This window comes from Blastococcus carthaginiensis, from assembly GCF_030731085.1.
Taxonomy (GTDB): Bacteria; Actinomycetota; Actinomycetes; order Mycobacteriales; family Geodermatophilaceae; genus Blastococcus; species Blastococcus carthaginiensis.
In genome coordinates this window covers 13971-39245 of sequence record NZ_JASNFN010000004.1, presented here as the reverse complement: position 1 = coordinate 39245, position 25275 = coordinate 13971, and the positions used below count along the sequence as shown (strand labels likewise).

The following is a 25275-nucleotide window of genomic DNA, read 5'->3' as shown; positions in this document are numbered from 1 at the left end:
GCCGAGCAGGCCGGTGGCCCGCCACGCCGCGACGGTGTCGTGGACGCAGGTCTCGAAGGACCGCGGCTCCCGGCCGAGCAGCTGTCTGGTCGTGCGGAGCTCCCGGTGCGAGGTCGGCCTCGAGATGCGGCGCTCCAGCGGAAGGACGCCGTCCAGTCCGCGAGCCGCTGACCGCTCAGGTACCGGGCGAAGGTCCGCGCCATGAGGTCGTCGTCACCCAGGTAGGCCACCGGCCGCCCGAGGGCCTCTGCCCACACCGCAGCGGACTCCCTCCTGCCGACGGAGCGCGCCGCCCGCAGCGACGCGGGGTCGCGGAGGTCGCCGCGGACCCGCTCGACGCCGGCGGACACGTCGGCGCCCTCGGGATCGCGGAGCAGGGCGCGGACCGTGGCACCGCGCGCGAGCAGGGCGGCGACGACCTGACGGCCGACCTGACCGGTCGCGCCGATGACGACGAACGGGCATGCCGCGAGCAAGCGGGCCGGCGAGAACGGGAACGGGGGACGGTGCCACGGCGCTGCCTCTCGTGCTCTGGAGCGGATCCGTCCCGGCCTCGTGCGGCAGCCTCGAGGGATCCGCTTGTCGCGCACTCGGCACGGGCTTGCTGCAGACCGGGCGGGAACCCGTCAGCCGGCAGCTCCTCCGTGCGCCCCACCTGCCGTGCGACCCACCAGCAGCATCGATTCCGCGCGGAGGCCGAGTGGGTTCATGGGTGCGGGAACGGGCCCCTCGTGCGGGCCTCCGGCTCCGTTCCGACCGACCGGACAGGCCACCTGGCCAGCCGGCCGGTGGAGTGGGTGACGGGCATCGAACCGGCATGGCCAGCGTGGAAGGCTTGGTTCTCCGAGCCGTGTTCCTGCTGGTCAGTGGCTGGTCTGGCAGTGTTCGTGCCTTTCACGTGCCTCGACGACGGGCCGCCGTCGGTGGGCACCGCGACCGGCTCCTTCCCGTGTCTTACGTCTAGTGAGACACTTGAGAGGTGGCTGAGACGATCACCTTTCGCCCCGATGAGGACGCCCGTCGGGCGTTGGCCGTTCTGACGCAAGACGGCACCTCGGTCTCCACCGCGGTGCGCGCGGCTCTGATCGAAGCCGCCAGGACAGTTGCGCAAGACCGGCTGCGCGCCGAGGCCGCTGCGCTGGCCGCCGATGACGCCGATCGTGCCGAGGCGGCTCAGGTCCTTCGGGACATGGAGACGCTGCGTGCGTGGTGAGGTCTACCGCCTGCGCTCCCCCCGGGGCGCCCGGGGCCATGAGCAGGTCGGCGTCCGCTATGCGGTCGTCGTCCAGTCTGACCTGCTGCCGCTGTCGACCTGGCTGGTCGCGCCGACGTCCACCTCGGCACGCGCGGCCACGTTCCGTCCTGAGGTCTCCATCGAGGGCCGCCCCACCCGGGTGCTGGCCGAGCAGACCAGTGCCGTGGATCCGCAGCGCTTGGGGGAGTCGGCCGGTCGCCTCGGCTTCGATGAACTGCGCCAGGTGGACGCCGCGCTGCGTCTGGTCCTCGGCCTGTGACGGACATCCAGCACGTTTCCCGCCAGCGGCCTGTTGCAGGGCACGAGTCCTCCGTCAGCGGTGTCCGGCCGGGACCGGGGTGCGCAGTCGTCCGTCCTGTCTCGACGATCCGGTCGACGGCGGTCAGGTGGGAGCGGTCGTCGGTGACCAGGACGGTGGCGGTCTCCTGCCCGGGGGAGCGTGGCCGCGACCGCCAGCAGGCTGGACTTGCCGGAGCCGGACGGCCCGACGAGGGCGGTGACGGTGCCGGCCGGCACGTGCAGGGTTCCGAGCACGAGCAGCACCATGGCCTGGCCGAGCGCGTCGCGTAGTAGGTAGCCGGAGGAGGCGCCCAACGCCTTGAGGACGGCGACATCGCGCTGCGCTGGATGGTCCAGACGGTGAAGAAGGCGCCGACGGGCCACCGTCAAGTCGCACCTCGTGCACATCTACACCAAGCTCGGCGTCGACGTACGGACTGCAGCGGTGGCGACCGCAACTGCTCGAGGGCTGATCCGCCGTTGATTCGCAGACGGGGTGCCCACGCCCTGGCGTGAGCCAGGATGCGCCGGTACCGAGGCGAGGACGGCTCGGTACCGGCGGACACCGCGGGCGACTCAGAGGTTGCGGGAGATGACCAGGCGCATGATGTCGGAGGTGCCCTCCTCGATCTCCTCCAGCTTGACGTCGCGCATCCACTGCTCGACCGGGTAGTCGCGCGAGTAGCCCCACCCGCCCAGCGTCTGCACCGCTGCCCACGTGCAGAACATCGCCGTCTCCGATGCCTGCAGCTTGGCCATCGCGGCCAGGCCGTTGACGTTGTGGCCGGCGTCGAGCTGGCGAGCGGCGTGCAGCGTCAGCAGCCACGACGACTCGATCCGGGTGGCCATGTCGGCCAGCCGGAACGCGACCGCCTGGTGCTCGAAGATCGGCTTGCCGAACTGTGTCCGGTTGCGCGCGTAGTCGAGGGCGTACTCGTAGGCGGCCCGTGCCGCGCCGGTAGCCGCAGCGGCGAGGACGACGCGGGAGATGTCGAACGTCCGCATCAGGCCGTAGAAGCCCTGACCCTCCTCGCCGAGCCGGTTCTCCTCGGGCACGAACGCCTGGTCGAAGAAGATCTCGCGGCACACGATGGCCCGCTGTCCCATCTTCTTCATCGGCTCGCCGAAGGTCATGCCCGGCGTGTCCTTGGTCATCAGGAAGGCCGTGACGCCCCTGGATCGCTGGTTCGGGTCGGTCTTGGCGAAGACGACGTACTGATCGGCGAGGCCGGCGTTGGAGATCCACGCCTTCTGGCCGCTGATCTCGTAGCCGCCGTCCACCTTGCGCGCTCGCGTCACGATCGATGCCGCGTCCGATCCGGAACCCGGTTCCGTAGTGGCCACGGCCGTCATCAGCCCGTCCGGGCCGGTGAGTGGAGGCAGCCACTTCGCCTTCTGCTCCTCCGTTCCGATGGCGAGCACCGGGTCGCCGAAGAAGCCGTTGGAGCAGACGAAGTTGCCGATGCCGGGATCGCCCCAGCAGAGCTGCTCCTGCACGAGACACTGGGTGAAGACGTCGGTGAAGCCGCCGCCGCCGTACTGCTCGGGCAGCATGAAGTCGGTGATGCCGACCTTCGCGGCACTACGGAAGATGTCGACGGGTGGCTCGGTGTCGGCCTCGTCGACGGCGCGGCCGCGGGGGCGGATCTCCTCCGCCGCGAACTGCTTCGTGAGCGCGACGATGGCGCGCTGGTCATCGGTGAGCGGCCAGTACTCGATGGCGTCGGACATGGTGGTCTCCTCCGGTGGTGGGTCGGGCATGCGGGCCGGCTCAGCCGGCGAGGGGTCGGTTTGCGCTCAACGCTGGATGGAGGTCAGTTGCGTGTACTCCTCGAGGCCCACGGGGCCGAGCTCGCGGCCGATGCCGGACGCCTTCCAGCCGCCGAAGGGCGCGTCGACGTTGAAGGGCGCTCCGTTGACGTCGACCTGCCCGGTCTCGAGCTGACGCGCCACGTCCATCGCCGTCTGCTCGTCGGCGGCGAAGACCGCCCCGGACAGCCCGTAGGCGGTGCCGTTCGCGATCCGCACGGCCTGGTCGACGGTGTCGTAGCCGTGGACGACCAGGACAGGGCCGAAGATCTCCTCCTGGCTGGCCGGATCGGACACCGGGAGATCGGCGAGCACGGTGGGCGGCAGGTAGTGGCCCTCGTCGAGCCCTCGGGGTGACTGGGTGCCGCCGGTCACGACGCGCGCTCCGCGACGGCGCGCGGAGTCGATGACGGCACGGACGGAGTCGCGCTGGGCGGCGCTGATCAGGGGACCCAGATCGGTGTCCTCTGCGCGAGGGTCACCCACCACGAGGCTCGTGCCGTGTTCGGCGGCGATCGCGAGCGCCGACTGCAGGTCGTCGCGGGGAACGAGCAGGCGGGTCCACGCACTGCAGGTCTGGCCGCTGTTGAGCATCGCGGAGTCGACCGTGGCGCGCACCGCCGACCCGAGGTCGGCGCCGGGGCACACGATGCTCGCCGACTTGCCGCCGAGCTCCAGGGAGACGCGGGCGAGGTTGGCCGCCGCCGCGGCGGCCACCTGCCGCCCCACGGCCGTGGAGCCGGTGAAGGACACGAGGTCCACGCCGGGGTGGCCGGCCAGCGCGGCGCCGACCACGGACCCGCTGCCTGGCACGAGGTTGACGACCCCTTCCGGCAGGCCCGCGTCGAGAACGGCCTGCGCGAACTGGTGGGCCGACAGGGGGGCGAGCTCGGCCGGCTTGAGGACGACCGTGCAGCCGGCCGCCAGCGCCGGACCGACCTTCGCCGCCAGCTGGTACAGCGGGTAGTTCCACGGCGTGATCGCCGCGACCACCCCCGCAGGCTTGCGGATCAGCAGCGACGGACCCAGCTGCGCTTCGAATTCAAACGCGCGCGCATGGCGCGCCGCCGACGCGAAGACGTCGAGCGCCAGATCGACGTGCGACTCGCGGGCGACGGACACCGGTGCCCCGACCTCGGCCACGGTCACGTCGACCAGCTCGTCCCGGCGCGCCCGGAGTGCGTCGATCAGCGCGTCGAGGCAGTCGGCGCGCTCCTGCGGGCTGGTCCGCGCCCACGTCGAGGAGGCCCGCCGTGCGGCATCGACAGCAGCGCTGACATCGGCCGGCGTCCCGCTGCCGCACCACCCCGCTGTCGAGCCGTCAGCCGGGTTCTCGACCCTGGTCCGCCCCTGCACCCGGCGCCAGCGGCCGCCGATCAGTGCGCCGTCGAACTCGCGGCTCACGACGGGGCCCGGTCGTCGGTGTAGACGGACTTGCCCAGCCACTGCGCGCCGTCGACCACGAGCACCTCGCCGGTCACGTAGTCGGCGCGGTCACTGAGCAGGAACGCCGCCGACTCGGCGATCTCCGCGGGATCGGCGAACCGGCCGGCAGGAACGCTTCCCTGGACCCGGGATCGTGCGGCATCGGAGCCCCACAGGGCCTGCCCGGCGCCCTCGGTCTCCGTCGGGCCGGGCGCGATGCAGTTCAACCGGACGCCGCGCGCCGCCCACTCGACGGCGAGGGTGCGGGTCATCGCCACGACGCCACCTTTCGCGGCCGCGCTGTGCACCGTGCCGGGATGCCCGTGCCAGGCGTAGGTGGCGATGACGTTGAGGATCGACCCGCGGCCGACCGCGAGCATGTGCTGGGCGGCGGTGCGCGTGGCGTAGAAGGTGCCGTTGAGCACGATGTCGATCACCGCCTTCCAGCCGTTCGGGCTCAGCTCCTCGCCAGGGACGACGAAGTTGCCGGCGGCGTTGTTCACCAGGGCGTCGACCCGCCCCTCGGCCTCGGCGACGCCGTCGATGACCTCGGTGACGCGGCCGGCGTCCCGGATGTCACAGGTCAGATGGGTGGCGCGGCCGCCGGCAGCGGTGATGAGCCGGACCGTCTCGGTCAGCGGCTCCTCTCGGCGCCCCAGCACGTACACCGTGCCGCCGGCGGCGGCGTACCGCCGGGCGATCGCCCGGCCGATGCCGGAACCGCCGCCGGTGACGACGGCGACCCGGTCGGTGAAGTCGTCGCTCAGGTCAGGGAGCTTCATCGGTGTCTCCAGTCGAGAGGATCAGCGCGTCGACGGCCAGGGCTCCGGCCGGACCGACGCGGAGGGGGTTGACCTCGAGGTCGTCGATCTCCGGGGTGGCCGCGACCGCGCAGGACACCGCCACCACGACGTCGGCGAGCGCCGCCAGGTCGACCGGCGGTCGCCCCCGCCAGCCCCGCAAGAGGGGGAGGCAGCGCAGCCGGGAGACCATGTCGAGCGCAGTGGCGTGGTCGACGGGCGCCAGCTCGACGCACACGTCGCGGTACAGCTCTGCCTCGGTGCCGCCGGCGCCCACGGCGATGAGCGGACCGAAGTCGCGGTCGCGCCGCCCGCCGACGAGCATCTCGACGACGTCGGGGCGGGTGTCCTGCTCCTCCACGACGTACTCGCCCGCGCCCAGGCGCGTGACCATGTCCTCGTAAGCGGCCGCAAGCTCCGCAGCGGTGCGCAGGCCGAGCCGCACCCCGCCGCTCTCGCTCTTGTGCGCCAGCCAGCCGGCCTTGAGCACGAGCGGCGGCGTGAGCTCGGCGGCCGCGGCGGCCACCTGTTCGGGCGAGTCGACCCGCCGGCCTGCGGGGGCGTCGATGCCGATCCTGCTCAGCACGTCCCGTGCCGCCCAGTAGTCCGGCTGCACCGTCAGCGGGGCGCCGGCGGCGGCATCGAGCTCCCGCCCCGGCCACTGCGATAGGGCTGCCGCGTTGGCGATGGCGCCCATGCCGGACTCGATGGCTGCGAAAACGGGGATGCCCTGGTTCCACATGCGTCGGACCGCTGGCGAGTCCGGGCTCATGCTGTGCACCAGCAGCGGCACGCCGGCCGAGGCCACGGCCGACCCGAGGCGGTCGACGACGGCCAGTTCCGCGCGCTCGGTCGCCGGGTTGTCCTCGCCGTAGCAACCCAGGTAGCCCGACAGCAGCACTGTGTCGACCTCACCGGAGGTCATCAACAGCTCGGTGAGCACGGCGTAGGTGTGCAGGTCCGCCTCGCCGGCGCCGGCCAGGTCGACCGGGTTGCTGACCGAGGCCCCCGCCGGCAGCATCGTCGCCAGCCGCTCCTGCAGGGGCACGGAGAAGACCGGGGTGGACAGGCCACGGGCCGCCGCGACGTCGGCGGCGATGCCGCCCTGGCCGCCGCTGTCACTGACGACGGCGACGCGGCGCCCGGTCGGCCGGGCCGACACGGCCAGGCACCGGGCGACGTCGACGAGTTCGGTGGGGGTCGCCACGCGGATCGCGCCTGCGGCGCGGCACGCCGCGTCGACGGTGTCGAGCGCCGAGGTCAGCGATCCGGTGTGCGACTGGGCCAGCCGCTGGCTCCCCTCGCTGGCTCCCGTGGTGAGCACCACGGTCGGCTTGCCCGCGGCTCGGAGCCGCTGCAGGACCTCCACCAGCTGCGGACCGTCGGTGAAGCTCTCCAGGTAGAGGGCGACCAACGAGCTCGCCCCGTGGTCGAGCAGGTCCTCCAGGAGCTCGGCGGCGTGGACGTCCAGCTGGTTGCCGACGGAGACGAAACGGGAGACCCCCAGGCCCGCCCGCGCGCTCATGGTGGCGATCTCCGAGCCCAGCTGACCGCTCTGCGACACGATCGCCAGCGATCCCGGGGTGAAGTGCCCCCAGGCCAGCTGCAGTTGTGACGTCGCGTCGTACAGCCCGAGGCTGTTGGGCCCGACGATGCGCGCGCCGGCGGCACGGATCTTCGACCCGAGCCGGGCTTCGTTCGCGACGCCGGCCGTGATGCCGAGGAAGGCCCGCACGCCCAGGGCGAGCGCCTCGTCGACGACCCCCTCGACGAACGCCGGGGGCACGCACAGCACCAGCAGCTCGGGAGGCTCCGGCAGGGACGCGACGTCCGGGTAGGTGGATTCCCCCTGCACGCTGCTGGTCGATCGGTTGACCAGGTAGACCTTGCGGCGGTGCCGACCGCTCAGCGCACCACGGGCCAGCCAGTACCCCCACTTGCCCCGGTCGTCCGAGGCGCCGACGACCGCGACCGACGCCGGATCACGGAAGAGACCGAGTTCAGCCATCAGGACGGCACCTCCTCGTCGAGGACCTCGCGTGCTGCGCGCTTGCCCGAGGAGATCGCGCCGTCGATGTAGCCGTACCAGCGACTGGCCGTCTCGCTGCCCGCCCAGTGGATCCGCCCGACGGGTCGCCGCCATCCCCGGGCACCGTGCTCGGCCCATGCGCCGGGTGCGGGGTTGGCGGCGTAGCCGCCGCGGGCGTAGGCGTCCTCTGGCCAGTTCTTCTCGACGTAGTCGCGTGGAGCGCCCGCCCGGTCGCCGTAGAGCCGGGTCAGCGTCTCGAGCACATGCTGACGACGGGCCTCTCGGTCCAACGCGGACCAGGAGCGCAACCGGTCGCCGTAGATGAAAGCGACCAGCACCCCGATCGAGGCGTCGTCGGGGGAGTTGTCGAAGACCACCCCGACGGAGCCCTCGCCGTAGAGCGTCGCGACGCCCGACAGTCCTTCGGCGCGCCAGAACGGGGCCTCGTACACCACGTGCACCTTGGCGACATCGCCCATGGTGCTGCGCTGGATCCAGCGCGCGCGGTCGACCGGCAACGGTGGCCCGAACCGGATCCGCGCCGTGGCGGGCGGCGGCGTCGCCACGATGACCCGCTGTGCGCGGACGGTCCCCGCATCGGTGTGGACCTCGACGCCGTTGTCGTCCTGCTCGACCGCCAGCACGGTGACGCGCGTGCGGACGGCGTCGCCCAATTGCTCCGCCACCGCCAGGGCCGGCGACTGCGCACCGCGGTGGAACCGGCGCTCCTGCGCGCACCCGTCGGTCTCCATCAGCTGCTCGAAGGAGCCGGCGGAGGCGATGTAGAACAGCAGGTGGAACACGGAGATGTCCCGGGCCTCGGTGGACCAGACGCCCTGAACAGCCAGGTCCAGACGCCGCCGCGCATCGGGCGAGATCACCGTGCGGTCGAACCAGGACCGCACGGTGACGCTGTCCCATTCCTCCAGGTGCGGAGAGCTCGTCGGGTCCTCGACGTCGATCGTCGCGGCCAGCTCGTCGAGGCGCCGGGCGACCTGCCAGTACTCGGCGATGCCGGCCGCCTCGTCCGGTGCTGCGCCGGTGTAGCGGGCCAACGTGCCGTCGCTCCAACGCTCCAGGTGCCAGCCGGTCTCGTGGGTGTGGAAGGTCGGGCAACCGAAGCGCTCGGCCAGAGCGAGCAGGTGGTGCTGCGTGGGGCCCACCCACTGGCCGCCGTGATCGATCACGGTGTCGCGCTGCTCGGTGAAGGCGCGACCGCCGACGCGGTCGGCGGATTCCACCACCAGGCAGGCCGTGCCCGCGTCGGCGAGCTCCAGCGCGGCGCTCAGGCCGGCGTACCCGGCTCCGACCACCACGACCGGAACGCTCGTCGGAAGCAGCAGGGTTCGTTGGGTGGTCACGATCACAGGCTGGCACATAACTGGTTCGTCAGTCAATTCAGCTGCAAGGGTTGACGCGGCGTGGCCCCGCTCACATTATCGACTGACTCACCGATCAACTTTGGAGGCTCGCGATGGACGACAGGCAGTTCGCTGCGGAGTTGGAACGCCGGCTGACGCTCATCGAGGACGAGGGATCCGGGGAGGGACCCCTGCCGCCCTTGCCGGTCCTCGATCTGGTGCTCGCCGTGGGCGGGGTCGCCGTCCTGACCGTGGGCTTCACGTGGTGGGGATACTTCTCGTGAGCACGACCGCGGCGAAGGGCACGCCCGACCACGAGGTGGGCGAGGATGGGGTCCCCGGGGTCAGCGACGCGACGCTCAACGAGCTACCGGTTCTCCGGCGAGAGCGCATCTGGGGTTTCTGGAGCTACTCCTCGGTCAACGTCGGTCTGGCCATCGCGACGTGGGCGTTCCTGCAAGGTGGCGCCGTGGCGATCTTCGTCGGTGCCGAGGCCGCGATCGCCAGCATCGTCATCGGCTACGGGATCAGTGTCCTGTTGGTCGCTCTGGCGCCCTGCCTGGTGACCGCGCGCTACGGGATCGAGCAATTCGTCTCACTGCGCAGCACCTTCGGTCCCAACGGCGCGCGCATCCTCATGATCATGATGTCGGCCCTCCTCGCCGCGGCGTGGTCTGCGGTCCTGGCGATCATGTTCGGGCACGCGATCGCGAACGTCTCCAACCAGCTGTTCGGTACGCGGCTGAGCAGCGGCGGGGTGGCCGTCAGCTTCATCGGGCTGGCCGCCATCGTCATCTCGTGGATCGTGTTGTCCAAGGGCGCGGTGTCGGTCGGGTGGGTGAACCGGATCGTCGCTCCCGGACTGGTCCTCGTGACGTTGGGGATGCTGGCCCTGATCTTCAGGAACACCTCGTGGACGGAGCTGGCGGCCGTACCGCCGCTGGACCCCTACGGCGACCGCCACCTCGACTTCATGCTCGCCGTCGAGCTGAACATCGCCGGCGGGCTCGCCTGGTGGCCGAACGTGGGCAACCTGTCCCGGATCACCACGAGCACCCGGGCCGCGTTCTGGCCCAACGCCCTCGGGCTGTTCCTCGCCTCCGTGGTGGCGGCCATCGTGGGGGTCTTCGCCGCGCTGGCCCTCGGTTCGGAGGACCCCACGCTGTGGATGGTCCCGCTCGGTGGCGCCGTCCTCGGGGTGATCGCCCTCGCGTTCGTGGGGCTGGCCAACGTCACCAGCATCGTCAGCCAGGGCTACAGCTCGCTCGTGGCGCTCAAAGGTGGTGGCGGTCGCGCGCTGCGCGGAATCTCGTGGACGGTGCTGGCGGCGGGGCTCCTGCTGCCGGCCGCGGTCCTCGTGTTCTTCCCCTCCGCCGTGTACGACAACTACGCCCGGTTCGTCTCCTGGGGCGCGATCCTGCTCGCCCCACTGTGCGGGGTGCAGCTGGTCGACTTCTTCATCCTGCGCCGGGGGCGGCTGGACGTCCGGCACCTGTACCTGCCGCAGGGGGAGTCGGGCTATGGCTACTGGCTTGGGTTCAACCCGGTGGCCGTGGTCGCCACGGCCGCGGGGGCGCTCACCTACGCCCTCCTGCTCAACCCCGTCACGTACGAGCCTTCTGGCGCGTTCGAGTACATGACGGCGTCCCTCCCGGCCTTTGCGGTGGCCGGTGCGCTCCACTACGTCCTCACCCTCGGGGTCATCCGCCCCCTCGGACGAGGGGGGTATGACCTGCGGCGGTGAACTGGCCGAACAGTCAAGCCGCTAGCCTGAGGCTTCGCGGTACGGACGGAGACCGATGGCCAGGCCCAGCGTCGAGGAAGAGCGCAAGGCGCAGATCCTTGCCTCCGCATGTCGCGTCATCGCCGAACGAGGCATCACCGAGATGCGCGTCGCCGACGTGGCCCGCGACGCCGGTCTGTCCGCCGGCATCATCCACTACTACTTCGACAACAAGCGCGAGCTGATCAAGGCCGCATTCGCGGCGAACTTCAGCGACTCGCTCAAGCGCCGTTCCGGCGTCCTCGAGGGCGCCGGAACGGCGCGCGAGAAGCTGCGGTCGTTGATCGACTCCTACCTGCCGGAAGGGGACGCCACGGTCCGCGCCTGGCATGTGTGGGTCGAACTGTGGGCCGACGCGCTGCAGGACACCGATCTGCAGAAGCTCAACGAGCTGGCGTACGGCGAATGGCGGCGCATCGTCGGGGACATCGTCGCGGAGGGGCAGCGAGCGGGAGACTTCACCGACGGCGACCCCCTCGTCCTCGCCGACGTCGTCGTGGCGACACTCGACGGGATCAGCATCCAGGGTCTGCTCGGCTCCTCGGGCATGTCCATGGACCACATGCGCCTGGTGTGCAGCGAACTCGTGGACCGACTCCTGGTCCGCTGACACGACCGGTCGGGGTCCTCGAGACCCGGGTCTGCCTCCTTCGGCGCACGGACGATGGGACGACCGTGGATGTCGCCCGCGGCACGGGGCGGTCCACGGCGTCCAGGCGGACGAGGGTCGTGATCGCCCGCGGGCGGTCAACCGGGCCTCGTCACGCACGTGCCCGCTGGGGGCGCTCCATGCGGTGCAGCGCTACCAGGACCACCACGAGACCCAGGCCGACCCGGTGAGGTTCCCTAGTTGCCGTCAGCCGATGAGGATTCCGGCGATCGCGGCGCTCATGAGGTTGGCCAGCGTGCCGCACAAGACGGCCCGGAGGCCCAGCTGGGCGATGTCGGAGCGCCGCTCCGGGGCGATGCCGCCGAGGCCGCCGAGCAGGATCGCCAGGGAGCCGAGGTTGGCGAAGCCGGTGAGCGCGAAGGTGATCACCGCCTGCGCCTTCGTGCTGAAGGTCTCGACCACCGGCCCGAAGTTGCTGAAGGCCACGAACTCGTTGAGCACCACCTTCTGGCCGATGAAGCTGCCGGCCGGCACCGCTTCCGCCCACGGCACGCCGACGAGGAACATCAGCGGCGCGAACACCCAGCCGAGGATCTGCTCGAACGTCAGGTCGTCGACGCCGAACAGGCCGCCCACCGCGCCGAGCAGCAGGTTGAGCAGGGCGACGAGCGCGATGAAGGCGATGAGCATCGCCCCGACGTTGAGGGCCAGGTGCAGCCCGTCGGAGGCGCCCGCTGCGGCGGCGTCGATGACGTTGCGGTGCTTGAGCACGTCGGTCGTAGCGCCGCGCTGCTCGGCCGCGGGAGCGTGCTCGTCCCGGGTGTTGTCGTCGAGGGGGGCTGCCGCGTCGTCCGTGGCCGCGGCGCTGTCCGCGGGGCGCGCCGCCATCTCCGCCTGCTCCCCGCGGCGCAGGCGCAGCTTCTCCGACCAGCGGCGTCGGCGGGTCTTCTCCGACCCGGGGCGCCGGCGGGTGTCCGCCGCCCCTTCGGGGAACACGAGCTTGGCCATGAGCAGCGCAGCCGGTGCGGCCATGAAGCTGGCCGCGAGCAGGTACTCCAGTTGCGCGCCCAGGAGCGCGTACCCGACCAGCACCGACCCGGCGACGGTCGACAGGCCGCCCACCATGACGGCGAACAGCTCCGAGCGCGTCATGCCCGCCACGTACGGTCTGATGACCAGCGGCGCCTCGGTCTGACCCACGAAGATGTTGGCGGCCGCGTTCATCGACTCCGGCCGCGTCGTGCCGAGCGCCTTGGCCAGGCCGCCGCCGATCACCCGCACGACCTGCTGCAGGGCGCCGAGGTGGTAGAGCACCGACGTCAGCGCCGCGAAGAAGATGATGACCGGGAGGACCTGGAAGGCGAAGACGACTCCCTCGGCGGGCAGCGCGGGCCCGAAGACGAACTCGATGCCGTCGCGGGAGGCCCCGATGGCCGCCTGCACGCCGTCGCTGACGACCTCCAGTGCCCGCTGTCCGGCCGGCCAGTACAGGACGACGACGGCGAACCCGACCTGGAGGGCGAGGGCGCCGGCCACGGTCCGTAGCCGGATCGCCCGCCGGTCGACCGAGAATGCGACCGCGATGGCCAGGACGACGACCATGCCGCCCAGCCCCCAGAGCACATCGACCATGGCCGCCCCCCGTCAGCACGAGACAGTCCGCCCATCCTGCCCGCGCTCGGCCGGGGGCGATACCGCAGCGGCGCCTGGGACTGAGCGGGCCGGGTCAGCCGGCCAGGGTGAGCACCCGCTCCTCGCCCTCGGCCCGGAAGCCTGTCCGGGCCAGATAGGCGTCTGCGCCCCGCACGTCGCGTGGGGCCAGCACCCGGCGCACACCGCTCGCCGCGAAGGGACCGTCGGGGCGGTAGACGAACTCGCCAGGAGTGAAGTCGCGGTAGCGCGGCAGCACGTAGTCCACGTCGATCCGCGCGGTGGCGCGATCCTGCGTGCGGTGGGCCAGGACGACGCCCGCAGTCTCCCCACCGGTGTCCCCGCTGGTGAGCACGAGGAAAGCCAGGGGCTCGCCCTCGGCGGGTGGCCACTGCACGTGTGGGTGGAAACGCCGGATGTCCTGGCGGTGGCGTTCCAGGACATGGCGCAGGTAGGGCTCGCCAGGCCCGATCGGGACGACGTCGTAGCTGCGCACGTCGTGTCGGTGGCGCTGCAGTCGCCAGATGACCGCCGCGTTGATGGCCGCGATGACTACGTTCATCGCCACCATCGGCCACACCGCGATGACCGCGTTGTAGCCGACGAGGACGAGGGCGGCGAGCAGGTTGAGGACCCGGAAGCGCAGGACGCGGGTCTGCAGCAAGGAGTAGACGAGCAGCGCCGACCCGAACCAGCCCACGAGGTCGATGACGCCCATGCCGCATCCCCTTTCAAGACCTGCGCCGGCTGGACGGGCGCCTTGGTCGCCTTCGTCAACGAGGTGGTCCCCATCCGGTACGCCCCGCGACCTGGGTGAGGTGCGACTCTTCCACCTGAGGCCGCTTCCGTGCCGGGCGATCGGGCAGCAGCAGGCCGGTCGAGTGATCGCCCTCGAGGACGTGCACACCCGTCGTCCTCGGGTCGACGTCGGCCGAGACGCCCGCATTCGTCGACCGCCTGCGCCGGCGGTTTCCCGTTTCCTGCCCAGGTCAGTCGGGACATGCGATCGAGATCCGCGACGCCCTCCGATCTCCGAGATCGCCGAAAGCCATGGGTGCACGTCGAATGACCACGACACGGCCGGTGCGGGTGCTGCTCGTCGTCGACACCGGCGTCGACGACGCCTTGGCCCTGCTGCTGGCAGTGCGGCATCCCGGCATCGAGGTCCTCGCCGTCACCTGCGTCGCGGGCAACGCGTCCCTGGAGTCGGCCGCGTCTCGGACGTCGAGGGAGTGCCCCGTCGCGGACCGGCCGATGTCGATCGCAGCCGCCGTCGCCTCTACGTCGCGTTCACCACGACCGCGGCCCCAGGTCCGCGAACAGCCGCGCCTCGGCCGCCCCCGGGCCTCCCGGTGACGAGCACGAGCCGTCCGTCCAGGAGCCTGTGGGAGGCGGTGCTGCCGACGGAGGTGGTCCGGCTGCCCGAGGAGCTGTCCCCGGGCGACGTGCTGCTTGAGGACCCGGCGTTCTTCGCGCCGTTCGTGCCATTCTTCGATCCGCGGATGGGGCGCCCGTCGACGCCGATGGAGACCTATCTGCGAATGATGCCCGTGAAGTTCCGCTACCGGCTGCGCTACGAGAGCCTGTGCCGGGAGGTCGCGGACTCGATCACGTGGCGGCGGTTCTGCCGGATCCCGCTGGATGGCCGGGTGCCGCACCCGACGACGCTGATGAAGCTGACCGTCCGCTGCGGGAGCGCCGCCGTCGACGGCCGGACGGGGCCACCCGCCGGGTCAGCCTGCACGATCGGCGATGCCCGGCCGACCGCCAAGGGACGGCTGGGCCGGCCGGTCGAGTTCGGTGACAAGGCCCAGGTCGCCAACAACGCCGACGGGTGGTGCTCGACCACACCGTGGCGCAGGGCAACCCGCCGGACGCGCCGCGGCTGGCCCCGCCGTCGAGCGGGTCATCGCCCGCACAGGTCGGCGTCCGGGCACCGTCACCGCCGACCGCGGCTACGGCGAGAAGAGCGTCGAGGACGATCTTCACGCGCTCGGCGTCCGGACCGTCGTCATTCCGCGCAAGGGCAGGCCTGGCAAGGCCAGACAGGCCGCCGAACACCGGCCGGCGTTCCGCAAGACGGTGAAATGGCGAACCGGCAGCGAGGGCCGGCGGCGCACCGGGGCTTTGCCATCCCGTCACCCTCGCCACCTTCCCGCGCCAGGCGCCGACCGGAGTGGCGACGCCCGGCGCAGGACCCGGCTCAGGAGGCCCCTACGTGCGTGGCGATGCCGCCTGCCACGGTCCGCACCACGCGGGCCTCCAGGAGGGCGTCGACCCCGTCGGTGAACGGGTCGCGGTCGATGACCGTGAAGTCCGCCAGCCGACCGTCGGTGAGCATTCCCCGCTCGTTCTCCGCGCAGCAGGACCAGGCGGCGTCGTAGGTCGCGTGCCGGAGGGCGTCTGCCAGCGGCAGTGCGAAGCGGGGCACGTTGGGCGGCAGAGACGGGTCCAGCGCGGACCGTCGGGTCGCGGCGATGTAGAGGTTGGGCAGCGGGAAGTGCGGCGCCGTCGGCGCGTCCGTGCCGAAGGCGAGCCGGGCTCCGGTTTCGGTGAATTCTGGCCACGGGTAGCCCCGGTCCACGCGGGAGTCGCCCAGCATCGCCCGCCAGTTGTCCTGGACGGCGGGGTCGGCGTGCACCGGCTGCATCGACGCCGTGATCCCGAGGCGCGCCAGCCGAGGCACGTCCGCCTGGTCGGTGTACTCCAGGTGCTCGATGCGGTGGCGCCGCAGCCGGGCCCCGTTGCGGTCGACCGCGAGCTCCAGCGCGTCGAGGGCGATGCGGATCGCCTCGTCGCCGATCGCGTGGATGGCGATCTGCAGGCCGGCAGCGTCGGCGGCCGCGACGGCAGGGGCCAGGGTGTCGAGGTCCCAGATGGGCGCCGGCAGCGCACCGTTCGAGTACGGGGCCTTGACCGCGGCGGTGCAGCCGTCGATGACGCCGTCCACCACGAACTTCACGCCCGTCATGCGCAGCCAGCTGGAGCGGTGCTCCTCGGCCAGGCGCGCCGCGGTGGCCACCTGCGCCAGGTGATCCGCGGTGTCGCCGGCGCGCTCCATGAACCAGTGCCCGACGATCCGCACCGGGAGCCGGCCGGCCTCCTGCGCGCGTGCCATCGTGGCGAGCCCGTGCTCGTCGACGGCCATGTCGACCACGCCCGTGATGCCGGCCGCGGCGTAAGCGGACAGGGCGGCGTCCAGGTGCCGGTCCCGGTCGGCATCCGTGCGGCTGCCCTCCAGGAACGGCCACACCAGCTCCTGCATGGCCGTCTCGTCGACGTGCCCCGTCGGCTCGCCGGTGACCGGGTCGCGCGCGATCCTGCCGCCGACCGGGTCGGGGGTGTCCCTCGTGATGCCGACCTCCGCCAGGGCCCGGCTGTTCAACCACACCGAGTGGTAGTCGTTGGCGTCGAGGTAGACCGGCCGGTCGGGACAGACGGCGTCGAGCATCTCCCGCGTGGGCCGGCCGCCCGGGACCGAGGAGAACAGCCAGCCCTGTCCGAGGACCCGGGGCGCTTCCGGGTGGGTGTCGGCCCACTCCCGTACCCGTCGCTGGACCTCCCCTAGGTCGTGCGCATCCCGCAGGTGCGCCCGGGTGAGCGCGTCCCCGGTCATCAGGACGTGGGTGTGCGCGTCGACGAAGCCGGGGACGACCAGCCCCCCGTCGAGGTCGACGACCTCGGCGGCGGTCCCGGCGGCCGCCCGTGCGTCCTCCTCCGTGCCGACGTGCAGCAGCCGGTCGCCCCGGACGACGAGCGCCTCGGCCGCCGGCACCTCGGCGCCTGTGATCACCGCCGCTCCGCGGTAGAGCGTGGTGCGGTCAGCGTCGCTGGTGGACATACCCGCCCCTCCCGTTCGGGACGACGACGAGCCGGGTCAGCACGTAGTGCACGACGGCGGCCACCAGGAAAGCCGGCAGGCTCGCGGTGGTGTACCGGAACATCGACGCGGACTCGAAGGTGATCGGGTCGAGCAGCTGGTAGTAGGTGAAGGCACCTGCGGCGACGGCCACGAACGCGGCTGGGTTGAACCCGCCCCAGAAGCTGTAGCGCGACACCCCTTCGGGTTCGTAGATGGCGCGGACGTCGAGAGTCCGCCGCCGCAGCAAGAAGAAGTCGACGAAGTAGACCGCGCACAGCGGGGCCAGGATGAGCGACACCCACGCGAGGAACTTGAAGTAGTTGTCGTAGATGGCTCCCGGCCAGAAGACCACGACGGCGGCGGGGGCGAAGAGCAGACCGGCGAGCACCGGCCACGGGAGCCGCCGCGCCGGATCGCCGCCGGCCCGCCGGATCGCGAGGCTGCCGGAGTAGGTCTGGCCCACCATGCTCGTCACGTTCGCGAAGCCCACGAAGACCAGCGCCAGTACGCCCAGCACGGCGCCGCCGAGCGGGACCATCCAGACCGTCGGATCGGCGTCGCCCAGCACCAGGGCGGCGAACGAGCCGACCACACCGGCGACCACGCTGGCGAGGAAGAGCCCGATCATGTTCGGCCAGAACGCGACGCGCTGCGTTGTGGTCAACCGCGCCAGGTTGCCCATGATCGTCCACCACGAGAAGCCGACGCCGAGGCTGAGCTCCACCGCGATCGCCCAGTCCAGTCCGGGGTCGCCGAACGGCGCCAGCGGCGGGGCTGCCAGCAGCTCGGACCACGAGTGCTCGGTGAAGATCGCCCCGAGCATCACCACGGTCACGAGGACGAGCGCCGGTGCGACGAACTTGTTGACCCACTCGATGGAGACCGGGCCCTTCACCAGCAGGAGCCAGGAGAGGAGGATCGCGAAGAGGGCGGCGGCGATCACCATGGCGCCGTTGGGTCCGAAGTCCGTGCCGAGCGTCGAGTTGCTCACGTTGACGATGGCCCGGCCGAACATGATCGCGAGGATCGCGTTCCAGCCCGCCGCGGCGAGCGGGAAGAGCACGAGGACCAGCGCCCGGGAACCGTTGCCCCCGAAGACGGTGCGCAGCGCGGTGTACTGCTCCAGGCCGTACTTGGCCGAGGGGATGCAGGTCGTCAGCGCCACCAGGGCGACGCCCACGAGATTGCCGATGACGCTGGCGGCGATGGCCGTCTTCGCGCCGACGAAGAAGGCGAGCGTGCCGCCGCTGAGGAAGGCCCAGGTCGCGATGGCCAGCCCGATGTTGACCGAGGTGAAGGACCAGAAGCCCCAGATGCGCTCGGAGGACAGGGTGGGCAGGTCGCTGGTGCCGGCGTTGCCCGGGGCCGCTGCACCGGTGGCCTGCCGGCCCGGGGCCCGGCCGGAGGTCGAGGAGCTCATGCCGGGTAGCTCCAGACGATCATCAGCACGATCAGAAGTCCTCCGAGGACGACCAGGAGCGCCAGGTCCCGACCGGGCAGGTCGGCTCGCGCCGGGTCGACGTAGCCCGGGTCCTCGATCACCGCGAGCCGCGCCTGCAGCTCGCGGTCGAAGTCGTGCGTCATGGTGGGTCCTCTCGAAGGGCTCGCGCCGAGCTGAACTAGCAGTGCTAGTTTTCGGGGAGATTAGCGTCACATCTGACCGATGGGAAGAGCCTGGTTCGAGCAACTCGGGCCGAGACGGAGGTGAACGGTGGGGCGACGGTCCGACCTCGCGCTCACGCGAGACGGCATCGCGCGGACAGCGCTCGCGATCCTCGACGAGGAGGGCGCCGCCGCCCTGACCGTGCGTCGTCTCGCGGCGAGGCTCGGCGTGCAGTCGCCGTCCTTGTACAACCACTTGCGGTCGAAGGACGAGATCCTCCATGTCGTCATCGAGTTGATCGACGGGGAGATCGACAGGGACTGCCTGGACGATCCGGACTGGCGCCGCGGCATCACCGCTTTCGCTCACAGCTACCGCCGGGCGTTCCAGGCACATCCTGCGGCGCTGTCGCTCATCGCTCGTCAGGCGGTCGAGACCGAGCAGGCTCTTCGTGTCTACGACGCGGCGCTGGCTGCGCTGCTCCGCGCCGGCTGGCCGCCCGAGCGCGCGCTGCAGCTCCTCGCCTCGATCGAGTACCTGGCCCTCGGGTCGGCGTTGGTCCCCTTCACGGGGGGCTTCACCCGTCCGCCGGCGGAGTACGCGGGCCGTTACCCGTCCCTGGCGCTGGCGCTCGGCCGCGCCAGCGACCTCGCGGCCGTCGATGACGTGGGATTCGAGCGGGGATTGGCCGCGCTGCTCCGTGAGGACCCGCCCGGCTGAGGGGGTGGCTGCTGTCCGGACGCCGCCGACTCAGGCTGCCGAAGAGGCATCGCAGGGATGGTGTGCATGTACGGACCGGCACTGTCGTGCGCCGGGCCGGGCTGGCTGACTGGACCGTGCAGCACTGCGCGGTGCACGGACCAGGCCGGCTGGAGGGAAGGACCCATGGACGTGTCCACGGTGATCGAGGGGCATCGGCACGCGGTCACGCGGCACCCCCGTGTGGTGATCGTCGGCTCCGGGTTCGGCGGCCTGTTCGCCGCCCAGGCGCTGAGGAAGGCGCCGGTCGACGTCACGCTGATCGGCAGGACCAGCCACCACCTGTTCCAGCCGCTGCTGTACCAGGTGGCCACCGGCATCCTGTCCGAGGGTGAGATCGCCCCGGCTACGCGCGAGATCCTGCGCCGGCAGGAGAACGCGCGCGTGGTGCTCGGTGAGGTCGTCGACATCGACCTCACCGCGCGCACGGTGACCTCGACCATCCTGGGTCGCACGACCGTGCACCCCTATGACGAGCTGATCGTCGCCGCGGGTGCGGGGCAGTCGTACTTCGGCAACGACCGGTTCGCCGAGTTCGCCCCCGGCATGAAGTCGATCGACGACGCCCTGGAGCTGCGCGGCCGCATCTTCGGCGCATTCGAGCTGGCCGAGCTGGCCACCGACCAGGCCGAGGCAGACCGGCTGATGACCTTCGTCGTGGTCGGCGCCGGGCCCACCGGCGTCGAGATGGCCGGGCAGATCGCCGAGCTCGCGCACCGCACGCTGCGCCGCGACTTCCGGAACGTCGACCCGACGAAGGCGCGGATCATCCTGCTCGACGCCGCGCCCATCGTGCTGCCGTCGTTCGGTGAGAAGCTCGGCGGCCGGGCCCGCCGCCAGCTCATCGAGATCGGCGTCGAGGTGCAGCTCGGGACCATGGTCACCGACGTCGACGCAGACGGGCTGGAGGTGAGGGACGCCGACGGCCAGGTCTGCCGGATCCAGGCCGCGACCAAGATCTGGGCGGCCGGCGTGCAGGCCAGCCCGCTGGGCAAGGTGCTCGCCGAGCAATCGGGCGCCGACGTCGACCGCGCCGGGCGCATCTCCGTGCTGCCGGACCTGACCCTGCCCGGGCACCCCGAGGTGCACGTCGTCGGCGACATGATGGTCCTGGACGAGCTCCCCGGCGTCGCCCAGGTGGCGATCCAGGGCGGCCAGTACTCCGCCGAGGCGATCGCGCGCCGGCTCGCCGGGCGGCAGTCGCAGGGCCCGTTCCGCTATCGGGACAAGGGTTCCATGGCGATGATCTCCCGCTTCTCCGCGGTCGCCGACATCGGCGAGCTGAAGTTCGAGGGCTTCATCGCCTGGGTGCTCTGGCTGGTCGTGCACCTCTTCTACATCGTGGGCTTCAAGAGCCGCATCACGACCGTGCTGCACTGGGCGGTCAGCTTCCTCGGCCGGAGCCGCTCGCAGCGGGTGGTCACCCAGCAGCAGGTCTACGGCCGACTGGCGCTCGAACAGGTCGGACCGGAGTTCCCGTCGTCCAAGACGTGGACGCTCCACGGCGGCGCTAGCGCTCAGGGTGCCGACGACCACCGAGCAGGTCCTCCCTCGGTCAGGCGGGCGAGCGCGTAGTCCGAGCCCGGTGTCGATCCGGCCGGTACCGGTAGTGCCGTATCGGTGCGGGCGCTGCTACGGAGCCGCCGTTCTGGCACTCCTCCAGTCGGTCGTCTCCCCCTAGCGTCTGGGGAAGCAGGCCCGTAGACCGCCGGGCCCCATGCCTCCGACGGGTCGTCGAGGTTCGATCATCGAGAGGACACCTTGTGACGATCGCACCATCGCGCCCGTCGGAAGCCGACGTGCTCGGGGTCGTTCCCACCGAACTCTTCATCGGCGGAGCCTGGAGGCCTGCCTCTGACGGCAACACGCTCGACGTCGTCGACCCGGCGACGGGCCAGGTCCTGCGGACGATCGCGTCCGCGAGCGTCGAGGACGGCCTCGCCGCGCTGGACGCGGCGGTCGCAGCCCAGGCCGAATGGGGTGCAACCGCCCCCCGGGTGCGCAGCGAGATCCTGCGGCGGGCCTGGGAAATCCTGCAGCTGCGGCGCGACGAGGTCGCGCTGCTCATGACGCTGGAGATGGGCAAGCCGCTGGCCGAGGCGTTCGGCGAGGTCACCTACGGCGGTGAGTTCCTGCGCTGGTTCAGCGAGGAGGCCGTGCGTGTGTCGGGCCGGTACGGGTCCAACCCGGAGGGAACCGGCCGCATGGTGGTCTCCCACCACCCCGTCGGGCCGTGCTTCCTGATCACGCCCTGGAACTTCCCCCTCGCCATGGCGACCCGCAAGATCGCACCGGCCCTGGCCGCGGGCTGCACCGCGGTCGTCAAGCCGGCCGAGCTGACTCCGCTGACGACCCTGCTGTTCACCCGCATCCTCGAGGAGGCCGGGCTGCCGGCCGGGGTCGTCAACGTCATCCCGACTTCGTCGGCGGCGGAGGTCAGCGCGCCGATCATCGCCGATCCCCGCCTCCGCAAGCTGTCGTTCACCGGCTCGACCGAGGTCGGTCGGATCTTGCTCAAGCAGGCGGCCGACAACGTACTGCGGACGTCGATGGAGCTGGGCGGCAACGCACCGTTCCTCATCTTCGACGACGCGGACCTCGACGCCGCCGTGGAGGGTGCGCTCGCCGCGAAGTTCCGCAATTCCGGGGAGGCCTGCACGGCCGCGAACCGCTTCCTCGTCCACGAGGACGTGGCCGACGAGTTCGCCCAGCGGGTGTCCGCCCGTGTCGCCGCCATGCGGGTGGGACGGGGCACCGAGGAGGGCGTGCACGTCGGCCCGCTGATCGACGCGGCCGCGGTGGACAAGGCCCGGGCTCTGGTCGAGGACGCGGTCTCGCGCGGGGCGACCGTGCGCACCGGGGGATCGGTCATCGAGGGTCCCGGCACCTTCTTCCAGCCCACCGTGGTGGCCGGGGTGAAGCAGGGCAGCGACATCCTGGCGACGGAGATCTTCGGACCGGTCCTGTCAATCGTCCCGTTCGCCGACGAGGACGAGGCCGTGCGCCTGGCCAACGACACCGCTTACGGCCTCGCGGCCTACGTCTGGACCCGCGACCTCGCCCGTGGCCAGCGGATGATCGAGCGGCTCGAGACCGGCATGCTCGGTCTCAACGCCGGCGTCATCTCCAACGCCGCGGCGCCCTTCGGAGGGGTCAAGCAGTCCGGTCTCGGCCGAGAGGGCGGCGTGGAGGGGATCCACGAGTACCTCACCACGAAGTACACGATGACCCCGGACCCGACCCGATGACCGCCACGATGCCCGTCCAGTCGCACACGGAAGGCCCCGCAGGAACTGTCATGGAACACCTCGAACGCGACGTGGTCGTCGTCGGCGCGGGCGTCACCGGGCTCACCGCCGCCACCCGGCTCTCCGCCGCGGGCAAGAGCGTCGTCGTCCTCGAAGCGCGCGAGCGCATCGGCGGACGGCTGTGGACCGACGTCGTCGACGGTCAGATGCGCGAGATCGGGGGCCAGTGGGTGTCGCCCGACCAGACCGCCCTTCTCGAGACGCTCGACGAGCTCGGTCTCGCGACCTACGCCCGCTACCGGGACGGCGAGAGCCTCTACATCACCCGGGACGGCGAGCTGCGCCGCTTCACCGGCGACATCTTCCCGGCGGGGGAGCGGACCGAGTCGGAGATCACCCGGCTCATCGAGATCCTGGACGGCCTGACCGCCGAGATCGACCCGGCGGCGCCGTGGGCGCACCCACGCGCCCAGGAGCTCGACCAGGTCTCGTTCCGCACCTGGCTCGAGCAGCAGACCGACGACGAGGAGGCCCGCGAGAACATCGCGCTCTTCGTCGCCGAGGCCATGCTCACCAAGCCGGCGCACACGTTCTCGCTGCTGCAGGCACTGCTCATGGCCGCGAGCGCGGGCTGCTTCAGCAACCTCGTCGATGCCGACTTCATCCTCGACAAGCGCGTGGTGGGCGGGCTCCAGCAGGTTCCGCTCCGCCTCGCCGACCGACTCGGTGCCGACTCGGTCCGGCTGGGCACCCCGGTGCGGAGGATCGAGTGGGACGAGTTCGGCGCCACCGTCATGGGCGCGGGTGTCCGGGTGCGGGCACGGCACGTCATCGTCGCGGTCCCGCCGAACCTCTACGACCGCATCCAGTACGTCCCGGCACTGCCCCGGCTCCGCCAGCAGCTGCAGCAGCACCAGTCGCTCGGCCTGGTGATCAAGGTGCACGCCACCTACGAGACGCCCTTCTGGCGCGCCGCGGGCCTGTCGGGCACCGCGTTCAGCCCGTACCAGCTGGTGCACGAGGCGTACGACAACACCAACCACGGGGAGAGCCGAGGCACCCTGGTCGGCTTCGTCGCCGCCGAGCAGGCCGACGCGTCGTTCCGGCTGAGCGCGGAGGAGCGCAAGGGTCGGATCCTCGAGTCGCTGGCGGCCTACTTCGGGCCGGAGGCGCGCCGTCCGGTCACCTACTACGAGAGCGACTGGGCGGCCGAGGAGTGGACGCAGGGCGCCTACGCCGCCAGCTTCGCCCTGGGCGGGCTCACCCGCTACGGGGAGCTTCAGCTCCAGCCCGTGGGTCCGATCCGCTTCGGGTCGAGCGACCTGGCCGGCCTGGGCTACCAGCACGTCGACGGCGGCATCCGGATGGGCCGGCGGCTCGCCGACGACGTCATCGCAGCGGCACGTGAAGAGGAGAGCGCCTGATGCCCGCATACGCAGTCACCAACCCGGCCACCGGCGAGAGGGTCCGCACGTACCCGGCGGTCTCGGACGCCGACCTGGACGCGGCGATCGCCGACACCCACGCCGCATACAGGTCGTGGAGTCGCACGACGACCCCCGCCGAGCGGGCCGAGCTCGTGCGCCGGGTCGGCGCCCTGCTCACCGAGCGGACCCAGGAGCTGGCCGAGATCGCGGTGCGGGAGATGGGCAAGCCCATCGCGCAGGCCGTCGCCGAGGTGGAGTTCGCGGCCGAGATCTTCCAGTACTACGCCGACAAGGGGCCCGACCACCTGGCCGACGAGCCGATCGACGTCGGATCCGGATCCGCCGTCGTCCGCAAGGAGGGACTCGGCGTCCTGCTCGGGGTCATGCCTTGGAACTTCCCCTACTACCAGGTCGCCCGCTTCGCCGGGCCCAACATCGTGGCGGGGAACACCATCCTGCTCAAGCACGCGCCGCAGTGCCCCGAGTCGTCGTCGGCCCTGGAGGAGACCTTCCACGCCGCCGCCACGGAGCTCGGCGTCCCGACCGGGGTCTACCGGAACATCCTCGCCACCGACGAGCAGGTCGCCGCCGTGATCGCCGACCCGCGCGTCCAGGGCGTCTCCGTCACCGGCTCGGAGAGGGCCGGCTCGGCGGTCGCCGAGGTCGCCGGCCGCAACCTCAAGAAGGTCGTGCTGGAGCTCGGCGGCTCCGATCCGTTCATCCTCCTGTCGACGGACGACCTCGACGCCGCCGTGACCGACGCGGTCAACGCCCGGCTCGACAACAACGGTCAGTCCTGCAACGCCGCGAAGCGCTTCATCGTGACCGCCGACCTCTACGACGAGTTCGCCGACAAGTTCACCGGCGCCCTGACCGCGGTCGCCCCCGCCGACCCCACCGACGGGAGCACGACGCTGGGACCGCTGTCGTCCGACACGGCCAGCGAGCGGTTGCAGGAGCAGCTCGACCGTGCCGTCGAGCAGGGGGCCACCGTGCTGGTGCGGGGCGAGCGGCGGGGCAACTTCTTCCCGCCCGCCGTCCTCGCCGACATCACCCCCGCGATGGACGCCTACCGGCAGGAGTTCTTCGGTCCGGTGGCCATGCTGTTCCGGGCCCAGGACGAGGACGACGCCGTCCGGCTGGCCAACGACACGCCCTTCGGCCTCGGCTCCTACCTCTACACGACGGACTCCGACCAGGCCGACCGCGTCGTGGACCGGATCGATGCCGGCATGGTGTGGGTGAACCTGGTGCTGGGTGACGCCGCCGAGCTGCCGTTCGGTGGCACCAAGCGTTCCGGGTTCGGCCGGGAGCTGGGCCGCTACGCCCTCGACGAGTTCGTCAACCGCAAGCTGGTCCGGAAGGCCTGACCGCA

At 71.5% G+C, this 25275-nt stretch carries 21 protein-coding genes and 3 pseudogenes; 12 read left to right on the top strand and 12 right to left on the bottom strand.

Going from position 1 to position 25275, the window contains the following annotated elements; all coding sequences use genetic code 11:
• Positions 1 to 299: 299 nt before the first annotated feature.
• Positions 300 to 590: pseudogene (locus QOZ88_RS05200) on the bottom strand (SDR family oxidoreductase); the annotation flags it as partial.
• A 389-nt stretch (positions 591 to 979) separates the two neighbouring features.
• Here QOZ88_RS05200 and QOZ88_RS05195 point away from each other — a divergent pair.
• Positions 980 to 1213: a hypothetical protein gene (locus tag QOZ88_RS05195; RefSeq protein WP_305998732.1), complete on the top strand. Its 234-nt coding sequence runs from the start codon at positions 980 to 982 to the stop codon at positions 1211 to 1213.
• The gene (locus QOZ88_RS05190; RefSeq protein ID WP_305998731.1) at positions 1203 to 1514 is read left to right on the top strand and encodes a type II toxin-antitoxin system PemK/MazF family toxin; all 312 of its coding nucleotides are present in this window, start codon (positions 1203 to 1205) and stop codon (positions 1512 to 1514) included. The genes QOZ88_RS05195 and QOZ88_RS05190 overlap by 11 nt, the downstream gene beginning before the upstream one ends.
• A gap of 188 nt (positions 1515 to 1702) precedes the next feature.
• Here the strand turns inward: QOZ88_RS05190 and QOZ88_RS23145 are convergent.
• The 6 genes and pseudogenes from QOZ88_RS23145 to QOZ88_RS05165 form a co-directional block, all read right to left on the bottom strand.
• A pseudogene (locus QOZ88_RS23145) lies at positions 1703 to 1801 on the bottom strand (ATP-binding cassette domain-containing protein); the annotation flags it as partial.
• A gap of 309 nt (positions 1802 to 2110) precedes the next feature.
• On the bottom strand, positions 2111 to 3265 hold the full coding sequence (locus tag QOZ88_RS05185; protein ID WP_305998730.1) for an acyl-CoA dehydrogenase family protein: 1155 nt from the start codon (positions 3263 to 3265) through the stop codon (positions 2111 to 2113).
• 66 nt (positions 3266 to 3331) lie between these two features.
• Positions 3332 to 4747 carry an aldehyde dehydrogenase family protein gene (locus tag QOZ88_RS05180; protein WP_305998729.1) on the bottom strand — a complete coding sequence of 472 codons (1416 nt, stop codon included), beginning with the start codon at positions 4745 to 4747 and terminating at the stop codon, positions 3332 to 3334.
• Positions 4744 to 5550: an SDR family oxidoreductase gene (locus tag QOZ88_RS05175; protein ID WP_305998728.1), complete on the bottom strand. Its 807-nt coding sequence runs from the start codon at positions 5548 to 5550 to the stop codon at positions 4744 to 4746. The genes QOZ88_RS05180 and QOZ88_RS05175 overlap by 4 nt, the downstream gene beginning before the upstream one ends.
• Entirely contained in the window at positions 5537 to 7576 is a 2040-nt protein-coding gene (locus QOZ88_RS05170) for an acetate--CoA ligase family protein (RefSeq protein WP_305998727.1), read from the bottom strand. The genes QOZ88_RS05175 and QOZ88_RS05170 overlap by 14 nt, the downstream gene beginning before the upstream one ends.
• Positions 7576 to 8958 carry a flavin monoamine oxidase family protein gene (locus tag QOZ88_RS05165; RefSeq protein WP_305998726.1) on the bottom strand — a complete coding sequence of 461 codons (1383 nt, stop codon included), beginning with the start codon at positions 8956 to 8958 and terminating at the stop codon, positions 7576 to 7578. Before QOZ88_RS05165 ends, QOZ88_RS05170 begins: the two co-directional genes overlap by 1 nt.
• Before the next feature lie 113 nt (positions 8959 to 9071).
• On the opposite strand from QOZ88_RS05165, the gene QOZ88_RS05160 reads away from it, so the two are divergent.
• From QOZ88_RS05160 to QOZ88_RS05150, 3 genes are read left to right on the top strand one after another with little or no spacing between them, the layout of a single operon-like run.
• Positions 9072 to 9242 carry a hypothetical protein gene (locus QOZ88_RS05160; protein ID WP_305998725.1) on the top strand — a complete coding sequence of 57 codons (171 nt, stop codon included), beginning with the start codon at positions 9072 to 9074 and terminating at the stop codon, positions 9240 to 9242.
• Positions 9239 to 10702, top strand: a complete 1464-nt coding sequence (locus QOZ88_RS05155; protein ID WP_305998724.1) for a cytosine permease — start codon at positions 9239 to 9241, stop codon at positions 10700 to 10702. The genes QOZ88_RS05160 and QOZ88_RS05155 overlap by 4 nt, the downstream gene beginning before the upstream one ends.
• A gap of 55 nt (positions 10703 to 10757) precedes the next feature.
• Positions 10758 to 11351 carry a TetR/AcrR family transcriptional regulator gene (locus tag QOZ88_RS05150; RefSeq protein WP_305998723.1) on the top strand — a complete coding sequence of 198 codons (594 nt, stop codon included), beginning with the start codon at positions 10758 to 10760 and terminating at the stop codon, positions 11349 to 11351.
• Between the two features lie 246 nt (positions 11352 to 11597).
• On the opposite strand, the gene QOZ88_RS05145 is transcribed toward QOZ88_RS05150, so the two are convergent.
• Entirely contained in the window at positions 11598 to 12983 is a 1386-nt protein-coding gene (locus QOZ88_RS05145; protein WP_305998722.1) for a NupC/NupG family nucleoside CNT transporter, read from the bottom strand.
• Positions 12984 to 13077: 94 nt separating this feature from the next.
• Positions 13078 to 13719: a hypothetical protein gene (locus tag QOZ88_RS05140; protein ID WP_305998721.1), complete on the bottom strand. Its 642-nt coding sequence runs from the start codon at positions 13717 to 13719 to the stop codon at positions 13078 to 13080.
• A 347-nt stretch (positions 13720 to 14066) separates the two neighbouring features.
• Between QOZ88_RS05140 and QOZ88_RS05135 the strand changes: the two genes are divergently transcribed.
• Both QOZ88_RS05135 and QOZ88_RS05130 read left to right on the top strand, forming a co-directional pair.
• Positions 14067 to 14357: a nucleoside hydrolase gene (locus QOZ88_RS05135; RefSeq protein WP_305998720.1), complete on the top strand. Its 291-nt coding sequence runs from the start codon at positions 14067 to 14069 to the stop codon at positions 14355 to 14357.
• A pseudogene (locus QOZ88_RS05130) lies at positions 14354 to 15113 on the top strand (transposase); the annotation flags it as partial. The gene QOZ88_RS05135 and the pseudogene QOZ88_RS05130, both read left to right, overlap by 4 nt.
• Positions 15114 to 15204: 91 nt before the next feature.
• Here the strand turns inward: QOZ88_RS05130 and QOZ88_RS05125 are convergent.
• From QOZ88_RS05125 to QOZ88_RS05115, 3 genes are read right to left on the bottom strand one after another with little or no spacing between them, the layout of a single operon-like run.
• Positions 15205 to 16842: an amidohydrolase gene (locus QOZ88_RS05125; protein WP_305998719.1), complete on the bottom strand. Its 1638-nt coding sequence runs from the start codon at positions 16840 to 16842 to the stop codon at positions 15205 to 15207.
• Positions 16823 to 18283 (bottom strand): purine-cytosine permease family protein, encoded by a 1461-nt coding sequence (locus QOZ88_RS05120; protein WP_305998718.1) that lies wholly within the window; start codon positions 18281 to 18283, stop codon positions 16823 to 16825. The genes QOZ88_RS05125 and QOZ88_RS05120 overlap by 20 nt, the downstream gene beginning before the upstream one ends.
• The gene (locus QOZ88_RS05115) at positions 18280 to 18447 is read right to left on the bottom strand and encodes a hypothetical protein (RefSeq protein ID WP_305998717.1); all 168 of its coding nucleotides are present in this window, start codon (positions 18445 to 18447) and stop codon (positions 18280 to 18282) included. Before QOZ88_RS05115 ends, QOZ88_RS05120 begins: the two co-directional genes overlap by 4 nt.
• Positions 18448 to 18574: 127 nt before the next feature.
• On the opposite strand from QOZ88_RS05115, the gene QOZ88_RS05110 reads away from it, so the two are divergent.
• From QOZ88_RS05110 to QOZ88_RS05090, 5 genes are all read left to right on the top strand, one after another.
• Positions 18575 to 19186 carry a TetR/AcrR family transcriptional regulator gene (locus QOZ88_RS05110; RefSeq protein WP_305998716.1) on the top strand — a complete coding sequence of 204 codons (612 nt, stop codon included), beginning with the start codon at positions 18575 to 18577 and terminating at the stop codon, positions 19184 to 19186.
• A gap of 165 nt (positions 19187 to 19351) precedes the next feature.
• Entirely contained in the window at positions 19352 to 20800 is a 1449-nt protein-coding gene (locus QOZ88_RS05105) for an NAD(P)/FAD-dependent oxidoreductase (RefSeq protein WP_305998715.1), read from the top strand.
• Positions 20801 to 20988: 188 nt separating this feature from the next.
• On the top strand, positions 20989 to 22473 hold the full coding sequence (locus tag QOZ88_RS05100) for an NAD-dependent succinate-semialdehyde dehydrogenase (protein ID WP_305998714.1): 1485 nt from the start codon (positions 20989 to 20991) through the stop codon (positions 22471 to 22473).
• A gap of 50 nt (positions 22474 to 22523) precedes the next feature.
• The gene (locus QOZ88_RS05095) at positions 22524 to 23897 is read left to right on the top strand and encodes a flavin monoamine oxidase family protein (RefSeq protein WP_305998713.1); all 1374 of its coding nucleotides are present in this window, start codon (positions 22524 to 22526) and stop codon (positions 23895 to 23897) included.
• On the top strand, positions 23897 to 25270 hold the full coding sequence (locus QOZ88_RS05090) for an NAD-dependent succinate-semialdehyde dehydrogenase (protein WP_305998712.1): 1374 nt from the start codon (positions 23897 to 23899) through the stop codon (positions 25268 to 25270). The genes QOZ88_RS05095 and QOZ88_RS05090 overlap by 1 nt, the downstream gene beginning before the upstream one ends.
• Positions 25271 to 25275 lie beyond the last annotated feature (5 nt).